The 24,037-nt window shown below is 64.3% G+C and carries 24 protein-coding genes; 10 read left to right on the top strand and 14 right to left on the bottom strand.

Features of this window, described 5'->3' with window-relative positions; translation table 11 throughout:
* The first annotated feature begins 20 nt into the window (after positions 1–20).
* Both GJ699_RS14300 and GJ699_RS14295 read left to right on the top strand, forming a co-directional pair.
* On the top strand, positions 21–815 hold the full coding sequence (locus GJ699_RS14300; protein ID WP_229262098.1) for a response regulator: 795 nt from the start codon (positions 21–23) through the stop codon (positions 813–815).
* Positions 812–1,744 (top strand): ATP-binding protein, encoded by a 933-nt coding sequence (locus GJ699_RS14295; RefSeq protein ID WP_154377258.1) that lies wholly within the window; start codon positions 812–814, stop codon positions 1,742–1,744. Before GJ699_RS14300 ends, GJ699_RS14295 begins: the two co-directional genes overlap by 4 nt.
* On the opposite strand, the gene prmC is transcribed toward GJ699_RS14295, so the two are convergent.
* From prmC to GJ699_RS14270, 5 genes are all read right to left on the bottom strand, one after another.
* The gene (gene prmC, locus GJ699_RS14290; RefSeq protein ID WP_154377256.1) at positions 1,719–2,561 is read right to left on the bottom strand and encodes a peptide chain release factor N(5)-glutamine methyltransferase; all 843 of its coding nucleotides are present in this window, start codon (positions 2,559–2,561) and stop codon (positions 1,719–1,721) included. The two genes, GJ699_RS14295 and prmC, sit on opposite strands and share 26 nt — an antisense overlap.
* On the bottom strand, positions 2,558–3,028 hold the full coding sequence (locus GJ699_RS14285; protein WP_154377254.1) for a disulfide bond formation protein B: 471 nt from the start codon (positions 3,026–3,028) through the stop codon (positions 2,558–2,560). Before GJ699_RS14285 ends, prmC begins: the two co-directional genes overlap by 4 nt.
* A gap of 75 nt (positions 3,029–3,103) precedes the next feature.
* Positions 3,104–4,183 (bottom strand): peptide chain release factor 1, encoded by a 1,080-nt coding sequence (gene prfA / locus GJ699_RS14280; protein ID WP_154377252.1) that lies wholly within the window; start codon positions 4,181–4,183, stop codon positions 3,104–3,106.
* 87 nt (positions 4,184–4,270) lie between these two features.
* A complete protein-coding gene (gene hemA, locus GJ699_RS14275; protein WP_154377250.1) occupies positions 4,271–5,545 on the bottom strand; it encodes a glutamyl-tRNA reductase in 1,275 nt (424 codons plus the stop codon).
* 100 nt (positions 5,546–5,645) lie between these two features.
* Positions 5,646–6,335 (bottom strand): response regulator transcription factor, encoded by a 690-nt coding sequence (locus GJ699_RS14270; RefSeq protein WP_154377248.1) that lies wholly within the window; start codon positions 6,333–6,335, stop codon positions 5,646–5,648.
* Between the two features lie 236 nt (positions 6,336–6,571).
* Between GJ699_RS14270 and GJ699_RS14265 the strand changes: the two genes are divergently transcribed.
* Positions 6,572–7,084 (top strand): hypothetical protein, encoded by a 513-nt coding sequence (locus tag GJ699_RS14265; RefSeq protein WP_154377246.1) that lies wholly within the window; start codon positions 6,572–6,574, stop codon positions 7,082–7,084.
* Here GJ699_RS14265 and minE read toward each other — a convergent pair whose 3' ends face one another.
* The 4 genes from minE to metE all read right to left on the bottom strand — a co-directional run bounded on the left by minE (position 7,085) and on the right by metE (position 11,437).
* Complete coding sequence (gene minE, locus GJ699_RS14260) at positions 7,085–7,336, bottom strand: cell division topological specificity factor MinE (protein ID WP_154377244.1); 252 nt, start codon at positions 7,334–7,336, stop codon at positions 7,085–7,087.
* A gap of 2 nt (positions 7,337–7,338) precedes the next feature.
* Entirely contained in the window at positions 7,339–8,154 is an 816-nt protein-coding gene (gene minD / locus GJ699_RS14255; RefSeq protein WP_371867559.1) for a septum site-determining protein MinD, read from the bottom strand.
* A gap of 26 nt (positions 8,155–8,180) precedes the next feature.
* Positions 8,181–8,960: a septum site-determining protein MinC gene (minC, locus tag GJ699_RS14250; protein WP_154377242.1), complete on the bottom strand. Its 780-nt coding sequence runs from the start codon at positions 8,958–8,960 to the stop codon at positions 8,181–8,183.
* A gap of 113 nt (positions 8,961–9,073) precedes the next feature.
* Entirely contained in the window at positions 9,074–11,437 is a 2,364-nt protein-coding gene (gene metE / locus GJ699_RS14245) for a 5-methyltetrahydropteroyltriglutamate--homocysteine S-methyltransferase (RefSeq protein WP_154377240.1), read from the bottom strand.
* A 107-nt stretch (positions 11,438–11,544) separates the two neighbouring features.
* Here metE and GJ699_RS14240 point away from each other — a divergent pair, with 107 nt between their 5' ends.
* The 6 genes from GJ699_RS14240 (at position 11,545) to GJ699_RS14215 (ending at position 16,736) form a co-directional block, all read left to right on the top strand.
* On the top strand, positions 11,545–12,453 hold the full coding sequence (locus GJ699_RS14240; RefSeq protein WP_154377238.1) for a LysR family transcriptional regulator: 909 nt from the start codon (positions 11,545–11,547) through the stop codon (positions 12,451–12,453).
* A gap of 248 nt (positions 12,454–12,701) precedes the next feature.
* A complete protein-coding gene (locus tag GJ699_RS14235; RefSeq protein ID WP_154377236.1) occupies positions 12,702–13,880 on the top strand; it encodes an acetyl-CoA C-acetyltransferase in 1,179 nt (392 codons plus the stop codon).
* An 84-nt stretch (positions 13,881–13,964) separates the two neighbouring features.
* Positions 13,965–14,705 carry an acetoacetyl-CoA reductase gene (gene phbB, locus GJ699_RS14230; protein ID WP_154377234.1) on the top strand — a complete coding sequence of 247 codons (741 nt, stop codon included), beginning with the start codon at positions 13,965–13,967 and terminating at the stop codon, positions 14,703–14,705.
* A gap of 91 nt (positions 14,706–14,796) precedes the next feature.
* The gene (pip, locus tag GJ699_RS14225) at positions 14,797–15,753 is read left to right on the top strand and encodes a prolyl aminopeptidase (RefSeq protein WP_154377232.1); all 957 of its coding nucleotides are present in this window, start codon (positions 14,797–14,799) and stop codon (positions 15,751–15,753) included.
* A gap of 69 nt (positions 15,754–15,822) precedes the next feature.
* Positions 15,823–16,263 carry a DUF2721 domain-containing protein gene (locus tag GJ699_RS14220; protein WP_154377343.1) on the top strand — a complete coding sequence of 147 codons (441 nt, stop codon included), beginning with the start codon at positions 15,823–15,825 and terminating at the stop codon, positions 16,261–16,263.
* 20 nt (positions 16,264–16,283) lie between these two features.
* Complete coding sequence (locus GJ699_RS14215; RefSeq protein ID WP_154377230.1) at positions 16,284–16,736, top strand: hypothetical protein; 453 nt, start codon at positions 16,284–16,286, stop codon at positions 16,734–16,736.
* 9 nt (positions 16,737–16,745) lie between these two features.
* Here GJ699_RS14215 and GJ699_RS14210 read toward each other — a convergent pair whose 3' ends face one another.
* A complete protein-coding gene (locus tag GJ699_RS14210; RefSeq protein WP_308495518.1) occupies positions 16,746–17,360 on the bottom strand; it encodes an SRPBCC family protein in 615 nt (204 codons plus the stop codon).
* Between the two features lie 96 nt (positions 17,361–17,456).
* Between GJ699_RS14210 and GJ699_RS14205 the strand changes: the two genes are divergently transcribed.
* Entirely contained in the window at positions 17,457–19,496 is a 2,040-nt protein-coding gene (locus GJ699_RS14205; protein ID WP_154377228.1) for an NADPH-dependent 2,4-dienoyl-CoA reductase, read from the top strand.
* A 1-nt stretch (position 19,497) separates the two neighbouring features.
* Here the strand turns inward: GJ699_RS14205 and GJ699_RS14200 are convergent, their stop codons facing one another.
* The 4 genes from GJ699_RS14200 to pdxR all read right to left on the bottom strand — a co-directional run bounded on the left by GJ699_RS14200 (position 19,498) and on the right by pdxR (position 24,036).
* Entirely contained in the window at positions 19,498–20,280 is a 783-nt protein-coding gene (locus tag GJ699_RS14200) for a substrate-binding periplasmic protein (protein ID WP_154377226.1), read from the bottom strand.
* A complete protein-coding gene (locus GJ699_RS14195; RefSeq protein ID WP_154377224.1) occupies positions 20,280–22,007 on the bottom strand; it encodes a cation:proton antiporter domain-containing protein in 1,728 nt (575 codons plus the stop codon). The genes GJ699_RS14200 and GJ699_RS14195 overlap by 1 nt, the downstream gene beginning before the upstream one ends.
* A gap of 70 nt (positions 22,008–22,077) precedes the next feature.
* On the bottom strand, positions 22,078–22,527 hold the full coding sequence (locus GJ699_RS14190) for a carboxymuconolactone decarboxylase family protein (RefSeq protein ID WP_154377222.1): 450 nt from the start codon (positions 22,525–22,527) through the stop codon (positions 22,078–22,080).
* 78 nt (positions 22,528–22,605) lie between these two features.
* Positions 22,606–24,036 carry a MocR-like pyridoxine biosynthesis transcription factor PdxR gene (gene pdxR, locus GJ699_RS14185; RefSeq protein WP_154377220.1) on the bottom strand — a complete coding sequence of 477 codons (1,431 nt, stop codon included), beginning with the start codon at positions 24,034–24,036 and terminating at the stop codon, positions 22,606–22,608.
* Between the last annotated feature and the right edge of the window lies 1 nt (position 24,037).

Raw genomic sequence — 24,037 nt, 5'->3', positions numbered from 1 at the left:
GGGGGTGCGCCATACTCGCCTTGCCGACAATCGAACAAGCCAGGCCGGGAATCCTGATCGTCGACGACGAACGGGAGGAATTGCGCTTTCTGACCGATTTGCTGCGACGCCAGCTGTACCACGTGCGCGTCGCCAGCGACGGCATGGAAGGCTATCAGGCGGCACTGGCGGCGCCGCCGGACCTGATCCTGCTCGACGTCTGCATGCCGGGCGTGGACGGTTTTGCCGCCTGCCGGCTGTTGAAGGCCGATCCGGCCACCCGCAACATCCCGGTGATCTTCCTCAGCGCGCTGGACGAACCGGACGAGCGCGTGGCCGGGCTGGCCATGGGCGGGGTCGATTTTGTCGCCAAGCCCTATCATCCGGCCGAAGTGTTCGCGCGGGTGCGGATCCACCTGGAGCTGGCCGGGCTGCGCCGCGCCGCCGCCACCCGCAGTGCGCTGACGCCGCCGGCCACGACGTCCCAGCACGACCCCGAGGAAGTGCTGGCGCAAGCGGCGATGCGCCTGATCGATGACAACCTGGCCACGGCGCTGACGCTGGCCGGCATCGCGCGCGCGCTCGGCACCTATGAAAAACGGTTGTCGGCGGCGTTTCGCCACCATGTCGGCAGCACCGTGTTCGGCTATCTGGGCGAGGCCCGCATCCGGCGCGGCCGGCAACTGCTGGCCGACACCGACCTGAGCGTACAACAGATCGCCGAGCAGACCGGCTTCCGCAGCGCGGCCAATTTTGCCACCGCCTTCCGCGAGCAGACCGACAGCACGCCCACCGCCTACCGTCAGGCGCTGCGCCGCCAGGGCGTGTCGACGTGACCAGCAAGGTGGAAGCCCAGCGCATCCGCGCCCGTCTGCTGGCGGCGCTGAACCACGACCTGCGCGCGCCGCTGGCGCGCATCGCCACCAGCGCCAGTACCGGCTTTATCGATTTGCACACGCTGGAGCACGAGGCGCGGCGTCAGCTGGAATGGCTGTCCGACCTGCAGGAATGCGCGCGCTACGAGCTGCAACCGCCCGAGCTGGCGGCGGCGCCGGCTTATCTGCATGCGTTGATGCGGCATGTGAAGCATGACAGCGCCGAGCTGCCTGCGCTGGCATTGCTGGACGCGCGCCGCCTGACCCAGGTGATGGCGCGCCTGCGCGATCACTCTGGCGGCCATCTGGCGCTGCAGGCGGGGTGCAGCGGCACGGCGCTGCGGCTGCAGTTCCAGGCCGGCCAGCCGGACGGCCCCTGGAGTGCGGTGACCGCCTCGCTGACCGACGAACGCATCTTGCCCGGCGTGATGGTGGCGGCGCATCTGGTGCGCGCCATGGGCGGCCAGTTGCAGCAGAGCGGCGACGCGCTGCGCTTCGAGGTCAGCATGCCGCTGGCGTGTGAAGAGGAGGCGATGCCGCCGGCGCCGCACTTCGACTGGCCGGAACCGTTTGGCGCCGGTCACGCCATCCTGCTGCTGGAGCCGCATCAGCCGATGCAGGACTATCTGAGCGAGATTCTGGAAAGCGCCGAGTTCGACGTGCAGTACGAGCCGGCGGACCGCGATCCGGCGCTGATCCTGTGTGCCGACGAAAGCGTGTGGGATATCTGGCCGCGCGAGGAAGCGCCGCCGGTGTTGCTGCATGCGCTGCTGCCGCCGACGCGGCCGGAGGATTTCATCGAGGTGCTGTACAAGCCGGCGCCGCCGGCCATGCTGCTGTCGGCGCTACGCCGGCGCCTGCAGATCAGGCCGCGAGACGGCCTCCTGTGACGCGCTCGATGCCGGCCAGGTCGCGCCAGCTTTGCACCTCGGCGTAGCCGGCTGCTGTCAGCAGCGCGCGCACTTGTTCCGCTTGATCGTAGCCGTGTTCCATCAGCAACCAGCCCTGCGGCCTGAGGTGGGCCGGCGCGCCGGCGATGATGGTGCGCAGCGCCGACAGGCCGTCGGCGTGGTCGGTCAGCGCGCTTTGCGGTTCGTAGCGCAAATCGCCTTCGGACAGGTGGTGGTCGCCGCTGGCGATGTAGGGTGGGTTGGAGGCGATGATGTCGAACGGTGCGGCATCGTGTATGGCGGCGTACCAGTCGCTGTGCAGGAAGGTGACGCGGGCGTTGTTGGCGGCGGCGTTGCGGCGTGCCACCGCCAACGCCTCGGGGCTGACGTCGAGCGCGGTGACGTCGGCGTCGGGCCGGCTGTGGGCCACGGCAACCGCGATGGCGCCGCTGCCGGTGCCCATATCGAGCGCGCGGCCTTGCGGCGGCAGGCGTTCCAGCGTCAGTTCGACCAGCAGTTCGGTGTCGGGACGCGGTATCAGCACCGCGCTGCCGACTTCAAACGGCAGGCCGAAAAATTCGCGTTGGCCGACGATGTAGGCGATCGGCTCGCCATCCAGGCGGCGTTGCACCAGCGCGGCGAAGCGCTGCGCTTCGTCTTCGCTCAGCGCGCGCTCGGACTGGGTGATCAGGGCGATGCGGTTCAGCTGCAGCGCGTGGCATAGCAGCACGCGGTTATCCAGCGCGTCCAGCAGCGACTGGCGTTGCAGCGCGGCCAGCGTGACGCCGGCCTGAATCGCATCCAGCGTGGTGATCATCGTACGCGGCGCACCAGCAGCCAGCCCAGCGCCAGCGTGAACAGGCCGAACCACAGGAACGACCATTGTGGAATCGACAGGCCGAACCATGGCGCCAGCGCGTCCTCGCACAGGCCGTCGGCGCGGAACAGGAAGGGCAGCGCGGTGGCGGTGGGGATTTTGTTGAGGAAGGTCTCCATCGGATCGATGCCGCACGACAGGCCCGGATGCGCCAGCACCCACAGGTGCTTGCCGGCGGTGCCCAGGCCGCCCAGCGCGGCCAGCAGGCCAACCCCGGCCAGCGCCTTGGGCTTGCTGGTGTAGGCGCCGATCAGGGCGAACACGCCGATGGCGATGAACAGGTAGCGCTGGATCACGCACAGCGGGCAGGGCAGCATGTCCAGCCCGTGCTGCAGGTACAGGGCGACGCCGATCAGACCGAAGGCGGCGATGGCGATGGACAGCAGCAGGGAGCGGGTATGTATCATGTCAGAGTCCTTGGAAGAATCGGGGAATTCTCGCACAAAGTTGCCAATTCAGCCTTAGGCCGCGATTAATCACTTTTAATTATCGCCCAGCGCCGCCAGCAGTTCGGCCTGGTGCTCGGCGATCAGCGCATTGGTCATTTCGGCCAGGTCGCCGTCCATGATGAAGTCCAGCTTGTACAGCGTGAGGTTGATGCGGTGGTCGGTCATGCGCCCCTGCGGGTAGTTGTAGGTGCGGATGCGTTCGCTGCGGTCGCCGGAACCGATCAGGCTCTTGCGGGTGGCCGCTTCCTTGGCCTGCGCCTCGCGCAGTTGCACGTCCTTGATGCGGGTGGCCAGCACCTTCATCGCCTGCGCCTTGTTCTTGTGTTGCGAGCGGTCGTCCTGGCACTCGACCACGATGCCGGTCGGCAGGTGGGTGATGCGCACGGCGGAGTCGGTCTTGTTGATGTGCTGGCCGCCGGCGCCGGAAGCGCGGTAGGTGTCGATGCGCAGCTCGGACGGGTTGATGTTGACGTCTTCGACCTCGTCGGCTTCCGGCATCACCGCCACCGTGCAGGCCGAGGTGTGGATGCGGCCCTGGGTTTCGGTGGCCGGCACGCGCTGCACGCGGTGGCCGCCGGATTCGAACTTCAGCTTGGAATACACGCCGTTGCCGACCAGGCGCACGATCACCTCGCGGTAGCCGCCCAGATCGGACGCCGATTCCGACACCATCTCCACCTGCCAGCGATTGCGCTCGGCAAAGCGGGTGTACATGCGCAGCAGGTCGCCGGCGAACAGCGCCGACTCGTCGCCGCCGGTGCCGGCGCGGATTTCGAGGAAGATGTTGCGCTCGTCGTTGGCGTCCTTCGGCAGCAGCATTTTCTGCAGTTCCAGATCCAGCTCGGCGGTGCGGGCCTTGGCGCTGTCGATTTCTTCCTGCGCAAAGTCCTTCATGTCGGGATCGGCCAGCATCTCCTGCGCCGCTTCGATGTCGGCCAGCGCTTCCTGGTAGGACTTGTAGACCGCCACCAGCGGGCCGATTTCGGCGTGTTCGCGGTTCATCTTGCGGTAGGCGTCCATATTGTTGGTGGCGCCTTCGGACATCAGCAATTCATCGAGTTCGACCAGGCGATTCGCCAGTTGATCGAGCTTGGCCAGCATGGATGGTTTCATAGGTGTTCTCAGAGGGTGAAGCAGGCGCCGCGCGCGGGCGGCGAGGGGAGTGCGGAGGGGCGGCGAGCGAGCCGCAAGCGGGCGCCGCTAACGGCGGCCGCGGAACATCGGTGGCAGGATCTCTGCCAGGTGGGCGCGTTCTTCGCCCTGGGCGCGGTGCAGCGCTTGCTGCGGACCGTGCATGAATTTGGCGGTCAGGCCGCGCGACAGTGCTTCCAGCACGGCGTCGACGTCCTCGCCCTTGGCCAGCATCTTGCGGGCGCGTTCCAGTTCCATCTGGCGCAGCGCTTCGCCGTTTTCCTGCAGATGCTGGATCACCGGCACCACGGCGCGGTCGTCGATCCAGTGCATGAAGGATTGCACCCGGGTTTCAATGATGGCTTCGGCCTGGGCCACGGCGGCCTGGCGGTTTTCGATGCCGGTCTGAACCACCTTGCCGAGGTCGTCGACGGTGTACAGGAAGGCGTCGTTGAGGCGCGCCACTTCCGGCTCGATATCGCGCGGCACGGCCAGGTCGACCATGAACATCGGTTTGTGGCGGCGTGCCTTGATGGCGCGTTCCACCATGCCGAGGCCGATCAGCGGCAGCGACGAGGCGGTGCAGGAAATCACGATGTCGTACTGGTGCAGCTTGTCCTGCAGATCGGCCAGGCGGATGGCGCGGCCGCCGAAGCGGTGCGCCAGCATTTCGCCGCGTTCCAGCGTGCGGTTGGCGATGGTGATGGTTTTCGGGTTCTGCGCCGCGAAGTGGGTGGCGCACAGTTCAATCATCTCGCCGGCGCCGATGAACAGCACGTTCTGTTCGGCGATCTTGTCGAAGATGCGCTGCGACAGTCGCACGGCGGCGGCCGCCATCGATACGCTGTGGGCGCCGATTTCGGTGGTGCTGCGCACTTCCTTGGCCACCGAGAACGAGCGCTGGAACAGCTGGTGCAGATAAGTGCCGAGGCCGCCGGCTTCGTCGGCGGTGCGGATCGCATCCTTGATCTGGCCCAGGATCTGGGTTTCGCCCAGCACCATCGAATCCAGCCCGGAGGCGACGCGGAAAGTGTGGCGCACCGCGTCGTGCTGCGGCAGCATGTACAGATGCGGACGCAGCTCGGCGTAGTTCAGTTTATGGAAATCGGCCAGGAAATGGGCGCCGGCATCGAGCGGGTCGGGTGCGGTGCTGGCCGCGTACAGCTCGGTGCGGTTGCAGGTGGACAGAATGGCCGCTTCGTCGGAACCGCGATGGTCGATGCGTTCAAACCACGAACGCGCCGCCATCACCGCCTGCGCCAGTTGGTCAGGGGCGAACGCCAGCTGCTCGCGTAGCGAGACCGGTGCGGTGTTGTGGTTGAGGCCGACGGCAAGCAGCTGCATTTCGGGTCCAGAGGCATTAATTACGCGGTCATTATAACCCTACTGCCTTCATGTTGCCCGTGGGACTGCCCAAAGGCAGGAACGCTTTCCATACGGAAGGTCAGGCGCCGAGTTTTTCCAGGCGGTAACCATAGCTGTAGACGGGGACCAGACGGAAGCCGTTTTCTGGCTTTAATTGCAACTTGTTGCGGACCCGCGAGACGTGGGTGTCCATGGTGCGCGACGGCACGGCGGTTTCGCGTATCCACACCGCTTCGTGGATGTAGGCGCGCGACAGCGGACGGCCGATATTGCGGAAAAATAGCAGTGCCAGATAGAACTCTTTGTGGGTTACATCCAACACTATGCCGTCCATCAGCAGCCGGCCGGGGCGGGTTTCAAACACATATTGACCGAATTGCAGCTGTTCGGCGCCGTTTTGCGCCGGATAGGCGCGGCGCAGCAGGGCTTGCACCCGCGCTACCATCTCGCTGCGTCGCAGCGGCTTGATCATATAGTCGTCGGCACCGGCGGCGAGGCCGGCGACGATGTCGTCTTCACCGGAACTGGTGGTCAGGAACAGCACCGGGGCGTTGTCCGGCAGCTTTTCCTTGGCCCGGCGCAGCACCTCGGCACCGCCCATGTCGACCACTTGCCAATCGAGGATCAGCATGTCGTAGCTGTCCTTGCGCAACTGGGCCAACACGTCCTTGGCGGTCTGGAAGCTGTGGCAGATGTGTCCGGCCGAGGTCAGCACCTGGCAGATCAGGTCGGCCTGGCTGCGGTCGTTGTCGAGTACGGCGATTCTCATGCTGCTGCCTGTCGAAAATGTTAAGGAGAAGTCACTCCAAATATAACAGAGATTTACAAATTTCTTAGCAAAAACGCCAAAAATTTTTTCTGTGAGACATCAATTGTAACATCTTGGCAATGCTTGCATTCCCTGTGCGCGACCGCATATTGAATACACGGTACACTGGAAAAACGCTGAATTCAATGCACTAGTTGAAAAATGGAAAGAATCGTCAAGGCAGGCCGGGAGGGGTGATGAGCGGCAAAAAAGACACAAATTGGACGCTGGTGCCGGCCTCGGCGCGCGACATCGATGCCGTGCGCGAACGTTGCCGTCAGCTGGTGCGGCGCCGCGCCATGGTGTCGGCCGGTGTGGCCGCAGTGCCGATTCCCGGGCTGGACGTGGTGTCCGACCTGCGCATGTTTGCGCTGTTAATTGACGACATCAATCAGGAGTTCGGCCTGTCCGAGCGGCAGATCGAGCGGCTGCAGCCGAGATTCCGCGTCATCGCTTACGAGGCGGCGATGGGCGTCGGCGGCATGCTGGTGGGGAAACTGGTGACGCGCGAAGTCGTCACCCAGTTATTGCGCCGCACCGGCTTCAAGGCGGTGGCGCGGCAGGCCGGCAAGCTGGTGCCCTTCGCCGGGCAGCTGGCCTCGGCCGGCATCGGCTTTTATGCGTTCCGGCAGATTGGCTACCAGCACGTGGAAGCCTGTGTCAGGGTGGCGCAGGAATTGGTGGCGGCCGGCGTGCACCGGCCCGCCTGATCACGCGTCCGGCAGGACCACGTTCACATCGAGCACTTCCAGGTTGCCCTGGCGGTCCAGCGAGATCTTGATGTCGTCGGCATTGACCTTGGTGTACTTGGAAATCACCTCGATCAGTTCCTTGTGCAGCGCCGGCAGGAAGTCCGGACCGGCGCGGCCGTTGCGCTCACGCGCGATGATGATCTGCAGACGCTCCTTGGCCGCGGTGGCGGTCTTGGGCTTCGGCGGAAACAGGAAAGAAAGCAGGGCCATGATTACTTGCTCCCAAAGATACGCTGCAACAGGCCCGGCTTCTCATAGTTGGTGAAGCGCAGCGGCACCTCTTGGCCGAGGAAGCGCGTCACCACGTCTTCGTAGGCTTGTGCCACATCCGTGCCTTTGAAGTGAATCGCCGGGTTACCCTGGTTCGAAGCATGCAGCACTTGTTCCGACTCCGGAATGATACCGATCAGAGGAATGCGCAGGATTTCCTGTACATCTTCGTACGACAGCATCTCGTCCGCTTCCACCCGTTTCGGCGAGTAGCGGGTGATCAGCAGGTGTTCCTTGACCGGTTCGCCGCCGGTTTGGGCGCGGCGTGACTTGGCCTGGATGATGCCCAGAATGCGGTCGGAATCGCGCACCGACGACACTTCCGGGTTGGTGACGATGACGGCTTCATCGGCAAAGGTCAGCGCCATCAGCGCGCCATGTTCGATGCCGGCCGGCGAGTCGCAGATGATGAACTCGAAGCCCATGTTGATCAGCTCGTGCAGCACCACTTCCACGCCGTCTTCGGACAGCGCGTCCTTGTCGCGCGTCTGCGAGGCCGGCAGGATGAACAGGTTGTCGCAGTGCTTGTCCTTGATCAGCGCCTGGGTCAGCGTGGCTTCCTTGTTGATCACGTTGATCAGGTCGTAGACCACGCGGCGTTCGCAGCCCATGATCAGATCGAGGTTACGCAGGCCGACGTCGAAGTCGATCACTGCGGTCTTATGGCCGCGCATCGCCAGGCCGGTGGAAAAGCTGGCACTGGTGGTGGTCTTACCCACACCACCTTTGCCGGACGTCACAACAATAATTCTCGCCACAGATTAATCCTTTAAGAGAGGTGGTTTCAAGCGCGGTTAGCAGAATTGACAGATAGTATATCGATTCGGTCGCCGACCAAGCGAATTTGCGTGGGCGAGCGTGCATATTCCGTTGGGAATCCGTCTTCAAACGTTCGGTAGACGCCGGCGATGGAGACCAGCTCCGGCGACATATTCATTGCAAAAATGCGCGCCTGGGCATTGCCGGAGGCGCCGGCCAGCGCGCGGCCATTCAGGGTGTTGTACACGTGAATGCTGCCGTCGGCGATGATTTCAGCGCCGTTGTTGACCACGGCGGTGACCACCAGGTCGCAGCCGCGCGCGTAAATGCGCTGGCCGGCGCGCACCGGGGTGTCGATGATCATCACGTCGGTGCCGTTGCTGGCGGCGGCCGGCGGTTGCGCCTGGGCGGCGCTCACGGCTACTGGCGTCGGTGCCGGCGCGGCCGGCTTCGGTTCGGCCGGCGCTTCGTCCTTGGGCTTGGCGCTGGCGGTTTCCAGGCTCAGGCCGTGGGCGGCGATGGCGGCGGCCATTTCCGGCGGCGCGTTGCGCACGGCGACAGGGTTCAGGCGGTATTTTTTCAGCAGGGCGATCAGGCCGCCCCAGTCGATCGGATCGCAGCCGGCCGGCAGCGCGGCGACGTCGATCACGGTCAGGTCGTCTTCAAAGAAGTCGGCGGTGCCGCCGGTCATTTCGGCCAGCGCCGCGTCGAGCGCGATGCGGTCCGCCGTGGACAGAATGGCGGAGACGGCGACTACGGTGGAAATTTTGATTTCGATGGGCTTTTGAAACAGGCTCTTGGACATGGCGACAGTATCAGGGGTTATCCCCGCGCGCATGCGCAGGCACCAACATTCTACTGTGGAAAATGACAGATGGGGAGGCCCGCCTAACGTGCGGGCCTGTAAAAATGCGGGGTTTAGTAGACGCTGCGTAATTGTTGAGCAGCGGCCACCATGTTACGCAGCGCCGCTTCGGTTTCAGCCCAGCCGCGCGTCTTCAGGCCGCAATCCGGATTGACCCACAGCCGCGACGGCGGGATCACCGCGCTGGCTTTGTGTAGCAGGCGCACCATGTCTTGCTGGTCCGGCACGCGCGGCGAGTGGATGTCGTAGACGCCGGGGCCGATTTCGTTCGGATAGGCGAACTGGCCGAAACCGTGCAGCAGCTCCATGTCGGAACGGCTGGTCTCGATGGTGATGACGTCGGCATCCATGGCGGCGATCTGCGGCAGGATGTCGTTGAACTCGGCATAGCACATGTGGGTGTGGATCTGGGTGCGGTCCGCCACCGCGCTGGCGCTGATGCGGAAAGCGCGCGTGGCCCAGTCCAGATAGCCGTCCCAGCGGCTGCGGCGCAGCGGCAAGCCTTCGCGCACCGCCGGTTCGTCAATCTGGATGATGCCGATGCCGGCCTGCTCCAGGTCGGTCACCTCGTCGCGGATCGCCAGCGCGAGCTGCAGCGCGGTGTCGGCGCGTGGCTGGTCGTCGCGCACGAACGACCATTGCAGGATGGTGATGGGGCCGGTCAGCATGCCTTTCATCGGCTTGGCGGTCAGGCTTTGCGCGTGCACGGTCCAGTCGACGGTCATGGCTTTGGGACGGTTGACGTCGCCGTAGATGATGGGCGGCTTGACGCAGCGCGAGCCGTAGGATTGCACCCAGCCCTGCTGCGTGAAGGTGAAGCCGTCCAGCTGTTCGCCAAAGTATTCGACCATGTCGTTGCGCTCGGCTTCGCCGTGGACCAGCACGTCCAGGCCCAGTGCTTCCTGGCGCTGCACGGCGTCGGCGATTTCGGCGCGCATCTGGGCTTGATAGCCGGCGGCGTCAAGCTCGCCGCGCTTGTGGGCGGCGCGGGCGCTGCGGATGGCCGGCGTTTGCGGGAAGGAACCGATGGTGGTGGTGGGGAACGACGGCAGCTTGAAGCGTGCGCGTTGTGCGGCCTGGCGCTCGGCGAAACCGGAGCGGCGCTGGTCGGCGTCGGCCGGCAGTTGGTCGAGGCGGGCGCGTACTGCGGGCTGATGCACGCGCGGGCTGGCGCGGCGGCTGGCGATGGCGGCGCGCGCGGTGGTCAGCGCGGCGTTGGTGTCATCGCCTTGCAGCGTGCGTTTCAGCAGTTGCAGCTCGTCCAGCTTTTCGGTGGCGAAGGCCAGCCAGTCGCGGATGTCGGCGTCCAGGTGCTGCTCGGCGGCCAGCGAGAACGGCACGTGCAGCAGCGAGCACGAGGACGACAGCCACAGTTTGCCGCCGCGCTTGTCGACGATGGGCGCCAGTTTCGCCAGCGCGGCGTCGAGGTCGGTGCGCCAGATATTGCGGCCGTCGACGATGCCGACCGACAGTACTTTGTGTACCGGCAGCCAGTCGGCAATGCTGGTCAGTTCGTGCGGCGCGCGCACGGCGTCGACGTGCAGGCCGGCCACCGGCAGGCGGCACGCAAGGCTGAGGTTTTCTTCCAGCGGCGAGAAATAGGTGGCCAGCAGCAATGGCACGCCGGCCTGGTTCAGCTGCCAGTAGGTGTTTTCAAAGGCGTTGCGCCAGGCGGCCGGCAGGTCGAGGCCGAGGATGGGCTCGTCAATCTGGACCCATTGCACGCCTTGCGCTTTCAGGCGCTGCAGCAGCTGGCTGTAGGCCGGCAGCAGTTGCTCCAGCAGGGAGAGGCGGTCGAAGTTGCTGTCGTCGCGGGATTTGCCCAGCCACAGCAAGGTCAGCGGGCCGATCAGCGTGGCTTTGACGGCGTGGCCCAGCGTTTGCGCTTCCGCCACTTCGGCCAGCAGGCGTTCGGCCGCCAGCGTGAAGCTGGTGTCGGCGCTGAATTCGGGCACCAGGTAGTGGTAGTTGGTGTCGAACCATTTGGTCATTTCCAGCGCGGCGGCGGCGGGCAGGGCGGCGCTGGTGCTGGCGTGCGGCTGGCCGCAGCCGCAGTCGGCGTCGTGGGCGGCGGTTGGCGTGACATCAGCGCTGCGGCCGCGCGCCATGGTGAAGTAGCGCTGCAGTGGCGATTGCTCGGCGTTGAAGCCGTAGCGCGCCGGTTCGCAGCCGAACAGCTGGATGTGGCTGGCCACCTGGTCGTAGAACGCAAAGTCGCCCACCGTCACCAGATCCAGCCCGGCCTCGCGCTGCAAGGCCCAATGCCGCGCGCGCAGTTCGCGGCCGATTTCTTCCAGTCCGGCCTCGGATAGTTCGCCGCGCCAGTGGCGCTCCAGTGCAAATTTGAGCTCGCGCGCCGCGCCAATGCGCGGGAAGCCGGGAATGTGGGTCTGAATCGCTTTATTAGTGTTGGTCATGATGCCTGTCATCCGCATTTAATATTGGTGATATAAAGTGTGCGGCAAACCGGTCTATAATCAAAACGAAAGATTTTACGGGTTCACATGAAAAAAATTAATAGACCATGCTAGAGATACGCCACCTCCGCACCTTGAGCGCGTTGCGCTCGGCTGGCAGTCTCGTGCGTGCTGCCCAACTGCTCAACCTGACGCAGTCCGCCCTGTCACATCAAATCAAATTGCTGGAAGATCGCTACGGCGGCCCGCTGTTTGAGCGCAAATCGGTGCCGATCGGCTTTACCGCCACCGGTGCCCGCCTGCTCAAGCTGGCCGACATGCTGTTGCCGGAAATTGAAAGCGCGGAGCGCGAAGTTGCACGCCTGATGCAGGGAGATACCGGCAGTTTACGGGTCGCGCTGGAGTGCCACACCTGCTTCGACTGGCTGATGCCGGTGATGGATGAATTCCGCAAGCGCTGGCCAGAAGTGGAGATCGATCTGGTGTCCGGCTTCCATAGCGAGGCGGCGGAATTGCTGCGCAGCGGCGAAGCCGATCTGGTGATCGGCCGCAACTATGGCGGCGAGTTCGCCACCTTCCCGCTGTTCCGCTTTGAGATCCTGGTGGTGATGGCGCAAAAACACCGGCTGGCCAGCCTGCGCCGCCTGCACGCCGCCGATTTCAACGGCGAAACCCTGATCACCTACCCGGTGCCGGACGAGCGTATCGACCTGATCCGCGAAGTGCTGGCGCCGGCCCATATCGACTTCCAGCGCCGCAATGCCGAGCTGACCGTCGCGGTGCTGCAACTGGTGGCCAGCCGCCGTGGCGTCGCCGCGCTGCCGAACTGGGCGATCAAGAATTATGTCGATTACGACTACGTGATTGCGCGCCCGGTGGGCGAGCAGGGCTTGTGGAGCGATCTGTTCGTATCGGTGCCGGAGGCGCAGAAACACAAGGCTTACGTGCTGGACTTCGTCAATGTGATACGTGAGCAATGCGCGGCTTCGCTGGACGGTATCAAATTATTATCGTGACAAATTGTTATGGTTTCTTCAAAATACATATGAAGGATTTGATGTGCATCAAACTCGACGCTGAAAACCGCGCATAGGATTAGTCTCCGGCGCTTGCGCAGCAGACATGGATGGTGCTAACAAAACTTTACGATTCCTCGTGGCGACGCACCATCGAAACCTGCCACACGGTCTGTGTGGACGGCGTATGATAAAAGTTCGCGTTGTCGCTCAACTTAGCCAGCGAGGCTGGCGCATTGGAGAATCAAATGGATGATGTAGTTATCGTGGCCGCAGGCCGTACTGGTGTGGGTAAATTCGGTGGCAGCCTGGCCAAGGTGCCGGCGTCGGAACTGGGCGCGCATGTCATCAAGGGCCTGCTGGCCAAAACCGGCATCGATCCGAATCTGGTGAGCGAAGCCATCCTGGGCCAGGTGCTGACCGCCGGCGTCGGCCAGAATCCGGCGCGCCAGGCCGTCATCAAGGCCGGCCTGCCGAACACCATTCCAGCCTTCACCATCAACCACGTTTGCGGCTCCGGCCTGAAAGCCACCCACCTGGCGGCGCAGGCGCTGAAAGCGGGCGACGCGCAGATCATCATCGCCGGCGGTCAGGAAAACATGAGCGCCTCGCCGCACGTCATCCCCGGCTCGCGCGACGGCTTCCGCATGGGCGATTTCAAGGCGGTGGACAGCATGATCGTCGACGGCCTGTGGGACGTCTACAACCAGTACCACATGGGCACCACGGCCGAGAACGTGGCCAAGAAATACGACATCTCGCGCGCCGAGCAAGACGAATTCGCGCTGCAATCGCAGCTGAAAGCGGAAGCGGCGCAAAAAGCCGGCAAGTTCAAGGATGAAATCCTGCCGCTGGAAATCGTCCAGAAGAAGGGCAGCATCGTCTTCGACAGCGACGAATACGTCAAACCGGGCTCGACCCTGGAAGCGTTGGCCGGCCTGCGTCCAGCCTTCGCCAAGGATGGCACCGTGACCGCCGGCAATGCCTCCGGCCTGAACGACGGCGCCGCCGCCGTCATCATGACCACCGCCACCCGCGCCAAGGAACTGGGTCTGCCGGTGCTGGCCAAGATCAAGGCCTACGCCTCGTCCGGCCTGGACCCGGCCTTCATGGGCATGGGCCCGGTGTCGGCCACCAAGCTGGCGCTGAAAAAGGCTGGCTGGACCCCGGACGACCTGGACCTGCTGGAAGTCAACGAGGCCTTCGCCGCGCAGGCGGTGGCGGTCAACAAGGAAATGGGCTGGGATACCAGCAAGATCAACGTCAATGGCGGCGCGATCGCGATTGGCCACCCGATCGGCGCGTCCGGCGCGCGGGTGCTGGTGACCTTGATCCACGAAATGATCCGTCGTGACGCCAAGAAAGGCCTGGCCTCGCTGTGCATCGGCGGCGGCATGGGCGTGGCGCTGGCGATCGAACGCGCGTAAGGAACACGAGTAAGACAGATCTGGCGGCCCGGCATCGCTTCGGGCCGCACTCCGATTTTGGTTTTCATTAAGAAGGGGACGAAAATGGCAAGAGTGGCATTGGTAACCGGTGGCATGGGTGGTCTGGGTGAAGCGATTTGTTTCAAGCTGTCAGCGCTAGGCTATTGCGTCGTCACCACGTATTCCCCTGGCAATCCGAAGGTCGAACAATGGCTGGCCACTACCCGTGACCAAGGCTACAACTTCCGCGCCTACCCGTGCGATGTGGCCGACTATGACTCCGCACAAACCTGCATCGCAGCGATCGAAAAGGATATTGGTCCGGTGGATGTGCTGGTGAACAACGCCGGTATCACACGCGACATGACCTTCAAGAAAATGGACAAGGTGAATTGGGACGCGGTCATCAAGACCAATCTGGATTCGGTGTTCAACCTGACCAAGCCGGTGTGCGACGGCATGGTTGAGCGCGGCTGGGGCCGCATCATCAATATTTCGTCGGTCAACGGCCAAAAGGGCGCGTTCGGCCAGACCAACTATTCGGCCGCCAAGGCCGGCATGCACGGCTTCACCAAGGCGCTGGCGCTGGAAGTGGCCAAGAAGGGCGTAACCGTCAATACCATCTCGCCAGGCTATATCGGCACCAAGATGGTGATGGAAATCCCGCAGGACGTGCTCGACACCAAGATCGTGCCGCAAATTCCGATGGGCCGCCTGGGCAAACCGGAAGAAGTGGCGGGCCTGGTGGCCTACCTGTCGTCGGACGAGGCGGCCTTCGTGACCGGCTCCAACATCGCCATCAACGGCGGCCAGCACATGTCTTAAGCGCGGCACCACCGCTACGGAAGAGCCAGGATCGTTCGCGATCCTGGCTTTTTTTTCGTACAATCTGCTATCAATGTTCCCAAGGATAGCCATGTTCGACCCATCTTCCACCCTGTTCCCGCCGATCGCGCCGTCCCGTCACGGCATGCTGGCGGTCGACGATGTGCACACCATTTACTGGGAGGAAGTGGGCAATCCGAACGGCATCCCGGTGATTTTCCTGCACGGCGGCCCGGGTGCCGGCCTGTCGCCGCAGCACCGCCGCTTCTTCGATCCGGAACAGTACCGGGTGATCCTGTTCGACCAGCGCGGCGCCGGCAAGTCGACTCCGCTGGGCGAGTGCCGCAACAACACTACCCAGCTGCTGATCGACGATATCGAAAAGCTGCGCGTGATGTGCGGTATCGAACAATGGCTGGTGTTTGGCGGTTCCTGGGGCTCGACGCTGGCGCTGGCTTACGGCCAGGCCCATCCGGAGCATTGCCTCGGCTTCGTGCTGCGCGGCGTGTTCCTGTGCACCAAGGCGGAGATCGACTGGTTCCTGGATGGTGCGCGCTGGTTCCACCCCGAGGTGCATGCCGAGTTCGTCGAGCCGATTCCGCAGGCGGAGCGCGGCGATCTGCTGCAGGCTTATGTCAAACGCATCATGAGCGACGACCCGGCCGTGCACTGGCCGGCGGTGCGCGCCTGGAGCCGCTTCGAGGGACGCCGCGTGTTCCTGCTGCCGCAGGCCGAGGATCCGCCGTCGGACGCGCTGGACCTGGGCGTCGGCCGGCTGGAATCGCATTACATGGCCAATCTGGGCTTCTTCAGCGACGAGCAGCTGATCAACAATATCGACCGCATCGCCCACCTGCCGGTGGTGATCGTGCAGGGTCGCTATGACGTGATCTGCCCGCCGGTGTCGGCATGGCGCTTGCATCAGGCTTGGCCTGGAGCCGTGCTGAAGATGATACCGGACGCCGGCCATGGCGCCATGGAAAAAGGCATCTCGCGCGCGCTGGTGGCCGCCACCGAACAGTTCAAGCGCCATCGCGGTTTTGCCTGAAAAAAGCCCGCCGGGGACGCGGGCTGTTAAACTATGAACTAATCGATAAGAATAAATCGCATGGCAATCATGAACATCCAGACCGGAGATATCGGTCACATCATTCAACTGGCGATCGCGCCGGTCTTCCTGCTGTCGGGCGTATGTACCAACCTGATCGTGCTGACCAACCGGCTGGCACGCATCATCGACCGTTCGCGGGTGCTGGAAGACCGGCTGGATGTGGCGTATAGCGATGCCTATCTGAATGAGCTGGACGTGCTGTACCGCCGCTCGCACCTGATCAATATCTCGATCTTCCTGTCGACCGCCTGTGGCTTGATGGTGTGCGTGATTGTGACGATGCTGTTCCTGGGCGATGTCACCAATTTCGGTTTTGACAAATACATAGCCGGCACCTTTGTGGTGGCGGTGCTCTGTCTGGTCGGCAGCTTTGTTGCCCTGCTGCGCGAAATCTTTATTGCGTCGGCGTGGATGCGTTCCCAGCGTCACGTCCGCCGCAAGCGTTAAACTTTTTTTGTGAGAACATCATGCACGACTACCAACGCCCGCCCACCCTGTACCGCTACGGCGTGCGCGAAGACCTGGAACTGGCGCTGACCCAGGGCCAATTCATCCTGCGTCCGGCCAACCATTGCCTGACGCTGAGCTTTTCCCAGGCCTGGGACCGCAAGCTGTTTGAGACCTTCTCGGCCGACGCTTGCCTGATCATCCATAACACCGAGGAATTCGGCGAGCGCATCCACCGCGCCGTGCAGCGCACCTTGCCAAGCTGGGCCGGCATTGATGGCGCGATCGAATACGGCACGCGCGCGGCGCTGGGCGCGGCCTTCACCAAGACCGCCGCCGAGGCGCATGAGCAGGAATGGCAGTTCGCCTGGCGCGCCATGCAGGCGCAGCTGAGTTTGAATCCGGTGCTGATCAAGATCGGCAGCCTGGAAAACTTTGCCGAGCTGCGGTCGCAGGATACGTATTTGGCTTAATTCGCCGGCTTAATTGCTGCCCGACTGCGGTTGTGGAATAGCTTCCACTTTGGGCGCGTCCTTGCGGTCGAGGCGCGCCAGCACGGCGCTCATCATGCGCTCGATATCGCTTTTCACCAGCTTGTTGCCGAGGATGCCGGGCACGTAGAAGTTTGGCATCAGCCGGCCGCGATAGACAATTTTGGTGCCGCCGCTTTCCGGCACCGGCACCAGCTCCCAGCGCGATTCATAATGCTTCATGTCGCCCGAGATCAGCGAGATGTCGATCGCCGACATCGGCTGCTCGACCGCCTTCACAATCAGGTGGATGGTACGTGACATGAACAGAAAACGCGCCACGCCGAATTGTTCGATGATGACTTCATTGCCATTGCGGGACAGGACTTTGCACGACTCCATGTCCGGCACGAATTCCGACATGCGTTCGTAGCCGGTCAGGATGCGCCACACCTTGGGCAGCGGCGCCGCCACGTAGCCGATGGCGTTGACCTCATACATATGCTGGCCGTCCTGCTCCACGCGATTGACCGATACCTCCAGCTTGGGCAGATCAAGCTTGGGTGCCTGCGCCGTGGCCATCGCGGCACTCACACCTAACAACAAAAACAGAAGGAATCGCATCATTTGGCCAGCGTACGGTAAAGGGTGGCAGAATACAAGAGCAGCACGCGCGGACTTTAGAAGCTCAGATCTAGAGAATTGGGATTTAATGCGGGCATTATGAAAACATCATCCTACCCCCACTTGCTGGCCCCCCTCGATCTCGGATTTACGACGCTGCGCAACCGCGTCATCATGGGATCGATGCATACCGGGCTTGAAGATCGCTTCTACCACTACGGCAAACTCGCCGCATTTTATCGCGAACGCGCGCGTGGCGGCGTGGGTTTGATTGTTACCGGCGGCATCTCTCCCAACCGGTCCGGCTGGCTGCTCCCCTTTGGAGGTACGCTCAACTTCAAGGGCGATGTGGTCAACCATCGCCGCGTCACCAGGGCGGTGCACGAGGAGGGCGGCAAGATACTGATGCAAATTTTGCATGCCGGCCGCTATGGCTATCAGCCTCTGGTGGTGTCGGCCTCGGATAAAAAATCGCCGATCTCGCCGTTCAAGCCGCGCGCGCTGAGCGAGGCCGGCATCGAGCAGACCATCCGCGATTACGCCCGCTGCGCCAAGCTGGCGCGCGAGGCCGGCTACGACGGCGTCGAGGTGATGGGCAGCGAAGGCTATCTGCTGAATCAGTTCCTGTGCGCGCGCACCAATCTGCGCACCGACCAATGGGGCGGCAGCATCGAGAACCGCATGCGGCTGTCGGTGGAGATAGTGAAGCGCATCCGCGCGGAAGTCGGTAATGACTTCATCATCATGTACCGCCACTCCTTGCTGGACCTGGTCGAAGGCGGCAATACCTGGGACGAGGTGGTGGCGGTGGCCAAGGCCTTGCAGCAGGCCGGCGTGTCGATACTGAACACCGGCTACGGCTGGCACGAGGCGCGGGTGCCGACCATCGTCACCTCGGTGCCGCGCGGGGCTTTCGCCTCGCTGGCGGGCCGTCTGCGGCTGGAGGTGACGATACCGGTGGTGGCGTCCAATCGCATCAACATGCCGGCCGAGGCGGAGGGCATCCTGCAGCGCGGCGAGGCCGACATGATTTCGATGGCGCGGCCGTTCCTGGCCGATTCGCACTTCGTGCTCAAGGCGGCGGAAGGGCGCAGCGACGAGATCAATACCTGCATCGGCTGCAATCAAGCCTGCCTCGATCATACTTTTTCGAACAAGCGCGCCAGCTGTCTGGTGAATCCGCGCGCCTGCCACGAGACGGAGCTGGTGTACGCGTCGGCCGCCAAGCCGCGCCGGGTGGCGGTGGTGGGCGCCGGGCCGGCCGGTTTGTCGGCGGCCACGGTGGCGGCCGAATGCGGCCACGATGTGACGCTGTTCGAAGCGTCCGACAGCGTCGGCGGCCAGTTCAAGATCGCGATGCAGATTCCGGGCAAGGAGGAATTTGCCGAGACCATCCGCTACTTCGGCCGCAAGCTGGAACTCACCGGCGTCAACGTGCAGCTGAATACGCGGGTGACGCGCGAGCAGCTGCTGGCCGGCGGCTTTGACGATGTGATCGTCGCCACCGGCATCAAGGTGCGCAAGCCGCCGATCGAAGGCATCGAGCATCCGAAGGTGCTGTCCTATCTGGACGTGCTGCGCGACCATAAGCCGGTCGGCAAGCGCGTGGCCATCATCGGCGCCGGCGGCATCGGTTTCGATATGGGCGAGTTTTTGCTGCACGATCCGCGTCATCCGCTGCCGCTGGCGCTGGATGTCTGGGCCAAGGAGTGGGGTGTCGGCATGAAGGTCGAGACGCCGGGCGGACTGGTGGCGGCGGCGCAGCCGGAGCCTGTGCGGCAGCTGTATCTGTTACAGCGCAAGACCTCGCGTCCCGGCGCGGGCCTGGGCAAGACCTCGGGCTGGGTGCACCGCGCGGTGCTGGCGCGGAACGGCGTGGTGATGATGGCCGGCGTGCAGTACGACCGCATCGACGATCAGGGCTTGCACATCACGGTCGGCGGCGAGCAGCGCTTGCTGGCGGTCGATAACGTGGTGATTTGCGCCGGCCAGGATAGCCTGGCGGAGCTGATGCCGTCCGAGGAAGAGGCCAAGGCGCTGCCGGTGCGCTTCCATAAAATCGGCGGCGCCGCGCTGGCGGCGGAACTGGACGCCAAGCGCGCCATCAAGGAAGGCGCCGAGCTGGCGACGCGGCTGTAGATCAGCAGCCGCTTTGCTGGGCGCGTTCGTCCAGCAGCTTCTGGATGCGGCCCGATTTGGTCAGGCGCTCGATGGCGCCGTTCAGCGCCGGCAGCAGGCTGGCCAGCGCCGGCGTCTTCGGCACCGCGATCAGCACCGGCTCGCTGCCGACCGGCTTGTCCGATACCAGCAAGCGTTCGCCGCCGCTGAAGGCGCAATTCAGGCTGGTGGTGAACTGGGGGGCGGTGCGGAAGCTCACCAGCAGCACCGCGTCGACGTGGTGGGCGCTGAGCATTTTCAGGCGGCTGCTGGCCGATGGGGCATTTTGCTCAACCCGGAACAGCTTGTCCCTGCGCTCTTCGAAGGCCGGGCCAAATTTGCTGCCGCTGCTGATCGAAATCACCTTGCCGCGCAAGTCGTCCCACTGCTGGAAGTTGAGCGGCGCGCGCTCGGTCGAGACCAGCCATTGATTGACCACGTACAGCGGTTTGCTGAAATCCAGCGTTTGCAGGCGCTCCGGCGTGATGGCGGCGCCGAACAGCAGACCTTCGCCGTTTTCCGCCATCATTTGCGCGCGCCGCCATGGATAGGGGCGCAGCACCAGCTTCAGCCCCGACTCGGCGGCCACTGCCTGCACCACCGCCGTCATCAGCGGTGGCGTGGGCAGCCGCTGGCCGCTGGCGTCCACCTGTTCGGCGATCAGCATCGGGATCTCGCTGCCATCGGCCGCATGCGCGTCCGCCGTGGGCAGCAGCGCGATCAGAGCGGAAAGGAGTAGTGCGCGGCGGGTAGGACGTCGTTCCATCAATGGTGCGTGTGGGTCTGCTGGTTGGCCAGGCTCGATAATACATAGGCCGTCATGCCTTTGGCCAGTTCCTGCTCGCCCATGAAGATCTCGCCAGCGCGCTCGCTGCGCAGCAGCTCCGCTTCCGCATCGTTGTGGGTGCGCACCACGGTCTTGATGTTGGGGTTGAGCGCGCGCGCGGTTTCGATCATGGCGCGCACGTGGAAGGTGTCCGGCGTCGCGATCACCAGCATCGCGGCATGGGCGATGTGGGCCTGGATCAGCACCGTCGGCTCGCCGGCATTGCCGGCCACTGCCGGCACGCCGTCCTTGCGCAGTTGATCGACCACTTCGCGGTTCTGCTCCGCCACCACGTAGGAGATGCCTTGTGCCTTCAGCGCGGCGGCGATGCGGCGGCCCACGCGGCCGTAACCGACCAGTACCACCTGGCCGCGCAGATGTTCGTGCGGGGTGGTCATCGGCAGCTCGGCCAGCGGGTCGGCCGGGCGCTCGAACCTGGCCGCCAGGCCCGGGTTGTTACCGAGCCAGCGTTCCAGCGGTTTGGTGACGCGGAACACGATCGGATTGAGCGCGATCGAGATGATGGCGCCGGCCAGGATCAGGCTTTGGCCCTCCACCGGCATCAGCTTCAGCGACAGGCCCAGCGCCGCCAGGATGAAGGAGAATTCGCCGATCTGCGCCAGGCTGGCCGACACCATCAGCGCGGTCTTGGCCGGGTAGCGCAGCAGCAGCACCAGCAGGAAGGCCGCCACCGATTTGCCGATCACGATGATGGCCACCACCGCCAGCAGCTTGAGTGGCTGTTCCAGCAGGATCGATGGCTCGAACAGCATGCCGACCGACACGAAGAACAGCACCGCGAACGCATCGCGCAGCGGCAGCGATTCCTCGGCGGCGCGGTGCGCCAGCGCCGATTCGCGCAGCACCATGCCGGCGAAGAAGGAACCCAGCGCGAACGACACGCCGAAGTAGTGGGTGGAGGCGTAGGCGATGCCGACGGCGGCCGCGATCACGCACAGCGTGAACAGCTCGCGCGAGCCGGTGCGCGCCACCTGCCACAGAATCCACGGGAACAGCTTGCGGCCGACCACCAGCATCAGCACGATGAAAGCGCCGACCTGGCCCAGCGTCAGCGCCAGCGTGGCCCACAGGCTGCTATCGCCGCCATGGCCGCCGTGGGCCGCATCGGGGGCGACGCCGCCCAGCGATCCGGCCAGCGCCGGCAGCAGCACCAGCACCAGCACGGTCACCAGGTCTTCCACCACCAGCCAGCCGACCGCGATGCGGCCGTTGAAGGTATCGAGGATGCCGCGTTCCTCCAGCGCGCGCAGCAGCACCACCGTGCTGGCCACCGACAGCGCCAGACCGAACACCAGGCCACCGCCGATGGTCCAGCCCCAGAAGTGGGCCAGGCCCATGCCCAGCGCGGTGGCGACCGCGATCTGCAGCACGGCGCCGGGCAGCGCCACCTTGCGCACGTCCCACAAATCATCCAGCGAGAAGTGCAGGCCGACCCCGAACATCATCAGCATCACGCCGATTTCGGCCAACTGGCCGGCCAGCGCGGCATCGGCCACATAGCCCGGCGTGGCCGGGCCGATGATGATGCCCGCAGCCAGATATCCCACCAATGCCGGTAGCCTGAGACGTGTTGCAAGATAACCGAACAGGAGACCGGCTCCGAGTGCGGCGGCGATGGTGGTAATCAGGCTGATATTGTGGGGCATGCGTGCGGGGTTCCTTGTCAAAAAAGATACGAGAAACCCTTAGCGTAACACAGCCCCTTGTTAAAATGCCTTAAAGCGTCAGCGCCGCCGGCTGCATGCGCATGCTGACGCCGAAGCGGTTGAAGGCATTCATCAGCGCGATGGCGACGGTGAGGTCGGCCAGCGTCTGTTCGCCCAGCACCGACAGCGCTTGCTGGTAATCGGCGTCCGGCACCTTGCTTTGTTCGACCCGGGTCACCACCTCGGCCCAGGCCAGCGCGGCGCGTTCCTGCTCGCTGAACAGCGCGGCCGCTTCGTCCCACACCGGCACCAGCGCCACTTTATCGATCTTCACGCCCTGTTTCAGCAGATCGCGGGTATGCATGTCGATGCAATAAGCGCAGCCGTTGATTTGCGAGACGCGCAGGTAGACCAGTTCCAGCAGCTCGGCCGGCAGCGCCGACGCCGCATAGTCCTTGACCATGCCGAAGCCCTTGTAGGCTTGCGGCGCAAATTTGAATACTTCCAGACGCTTGCTCATGATGATGTCCTTCGTTAGTTTGCGATGGATTCATTGTGTGCTGTTATGGACTAGTCGTGAAGAGCCAAGAATAGTGATTCAGAGTAGGCCATGAATCCGTTGGCCCAACTCGCGGGCGCGCGCCTCGCTGTCAATGTTGGTGAAGGCCAGCAGCAGCGCCGATGCCGCCGTGGGCAACACGCCGCGCTGCGACAGCGCGTGCACCGCCATGCCATGCTCGCGCAGGCGGGCCGCCAGTGCGCGGTCGGTGTGGCGGCCCTTCATGCGCAGCACCAGGTGCATGCCGCCCGGTTGCGGCTCGACCCGCATCTGCGGCGCCAGCGCTGCGCTCAATCCATCGGCGGCGAATTGGCGGCGTTCGGCGTACAGGCGGCGCATGCGCTGGATGTGGCGGGCGAAGTGGCCTTCGTTGATAAAGTCGGTGACGATGCGCTGGGTCAGCAGCGGGCCGCTGGCGGCGAAGGTGCGGCTGATTTCCTCAAAGCGCGCCACCTGCGCCGGCGGCACCACCAGGTAGGCCAGCCGTAGTGAAGGGAACAGCACCTTGCTGAAGGTGCCGGAGTACAGCACGCAGCCGGCGTGGTCCAGGTTTTGCAGCGCGGGCAGCGGGCGGCTGACGTAGCGGAATTCGCCGTCGTAATCATCTTCGACGATCCAGGCACCGGAACGCGCGGCCCAGTCCAGCAAGGCCAGACGGCGCGGCAGCGACAGCGAGACGCACAGCGGCATCTGGTGCGCCGGTGTCACCACGGCGGCCTTGGCGCGCGGCGCGCTGGCGATACCGTGTGCGACCATCAAGCCTTCGCTATCGACCGGCACCGGCGCCGGTCGCATGCCGGCGGCGGCCAGCAGCGCGCTGGTGGGCGGATAGCCGGGATCTTCGACCCATACCTCATCGCCCGGCCGCAGCAGGGCGCGCGTGATCAGCTCCATGCTGTTGCGGTAGCCGCTGGTGATGAACACCTGCGATGGCGCGCAGTGGATGCCGCGCGCCAGTTGCAGATAGGTGGCGATGGCGATGCGCAGTTCGGGCAGGCCGGCCCACGGTGGATAGATCAGATCTTCCGGCGTGGTGGCGCGGGCGGCACGCGCGGCCAGCCTGGCCCACAGCTTGCGCGGGAAGGCATCCAGCGCCGGGATGCCCATCTGGAACGGCAGGGTGGAGGAGGCGGCTGCGGAAAGCGCGTTGTGCGCTGGCGCCGCGCCTGGTGTGGTGGAGGTGGCTGTGGCGACCGCCGCGCGGCTGGGGTTGGGCGCATGGCGGGCCAGCGCCGGCGTCACCACCGTGCCGGCCTGGCCGCGTGCCTCCACATAGCCTTCCGCCGCCAGCAGCGCGTAGGCCGATTCCACCGTGCCGCGCGCCAGGCCCAGTTCCAGCGCCAACGCCCGCGCGGCCGGAATGCGGTCGCCCGGTTGCAGCAGCCCGTCGGCGATGGCGCCGCGAAAGCGGAGATAGATTTGCCGGTACAGCGGCTCGGCGGCGCCGGTGTCGAGCTGGAGGAAATCCATG

Source organism: Duganella guangzhouensis, from assembly GCF_009674535.1.
Classification (GTDB): Bacteria; Pseudomonadota; Gammaproteobacteria; order Burkholderiales; family Burkholderiaceae_D; genus Rugamonas; species Rugamonas guangzhouensis.
This window is presented reverse-complemented; position numbering and strand designations above follow the sequence as displayed.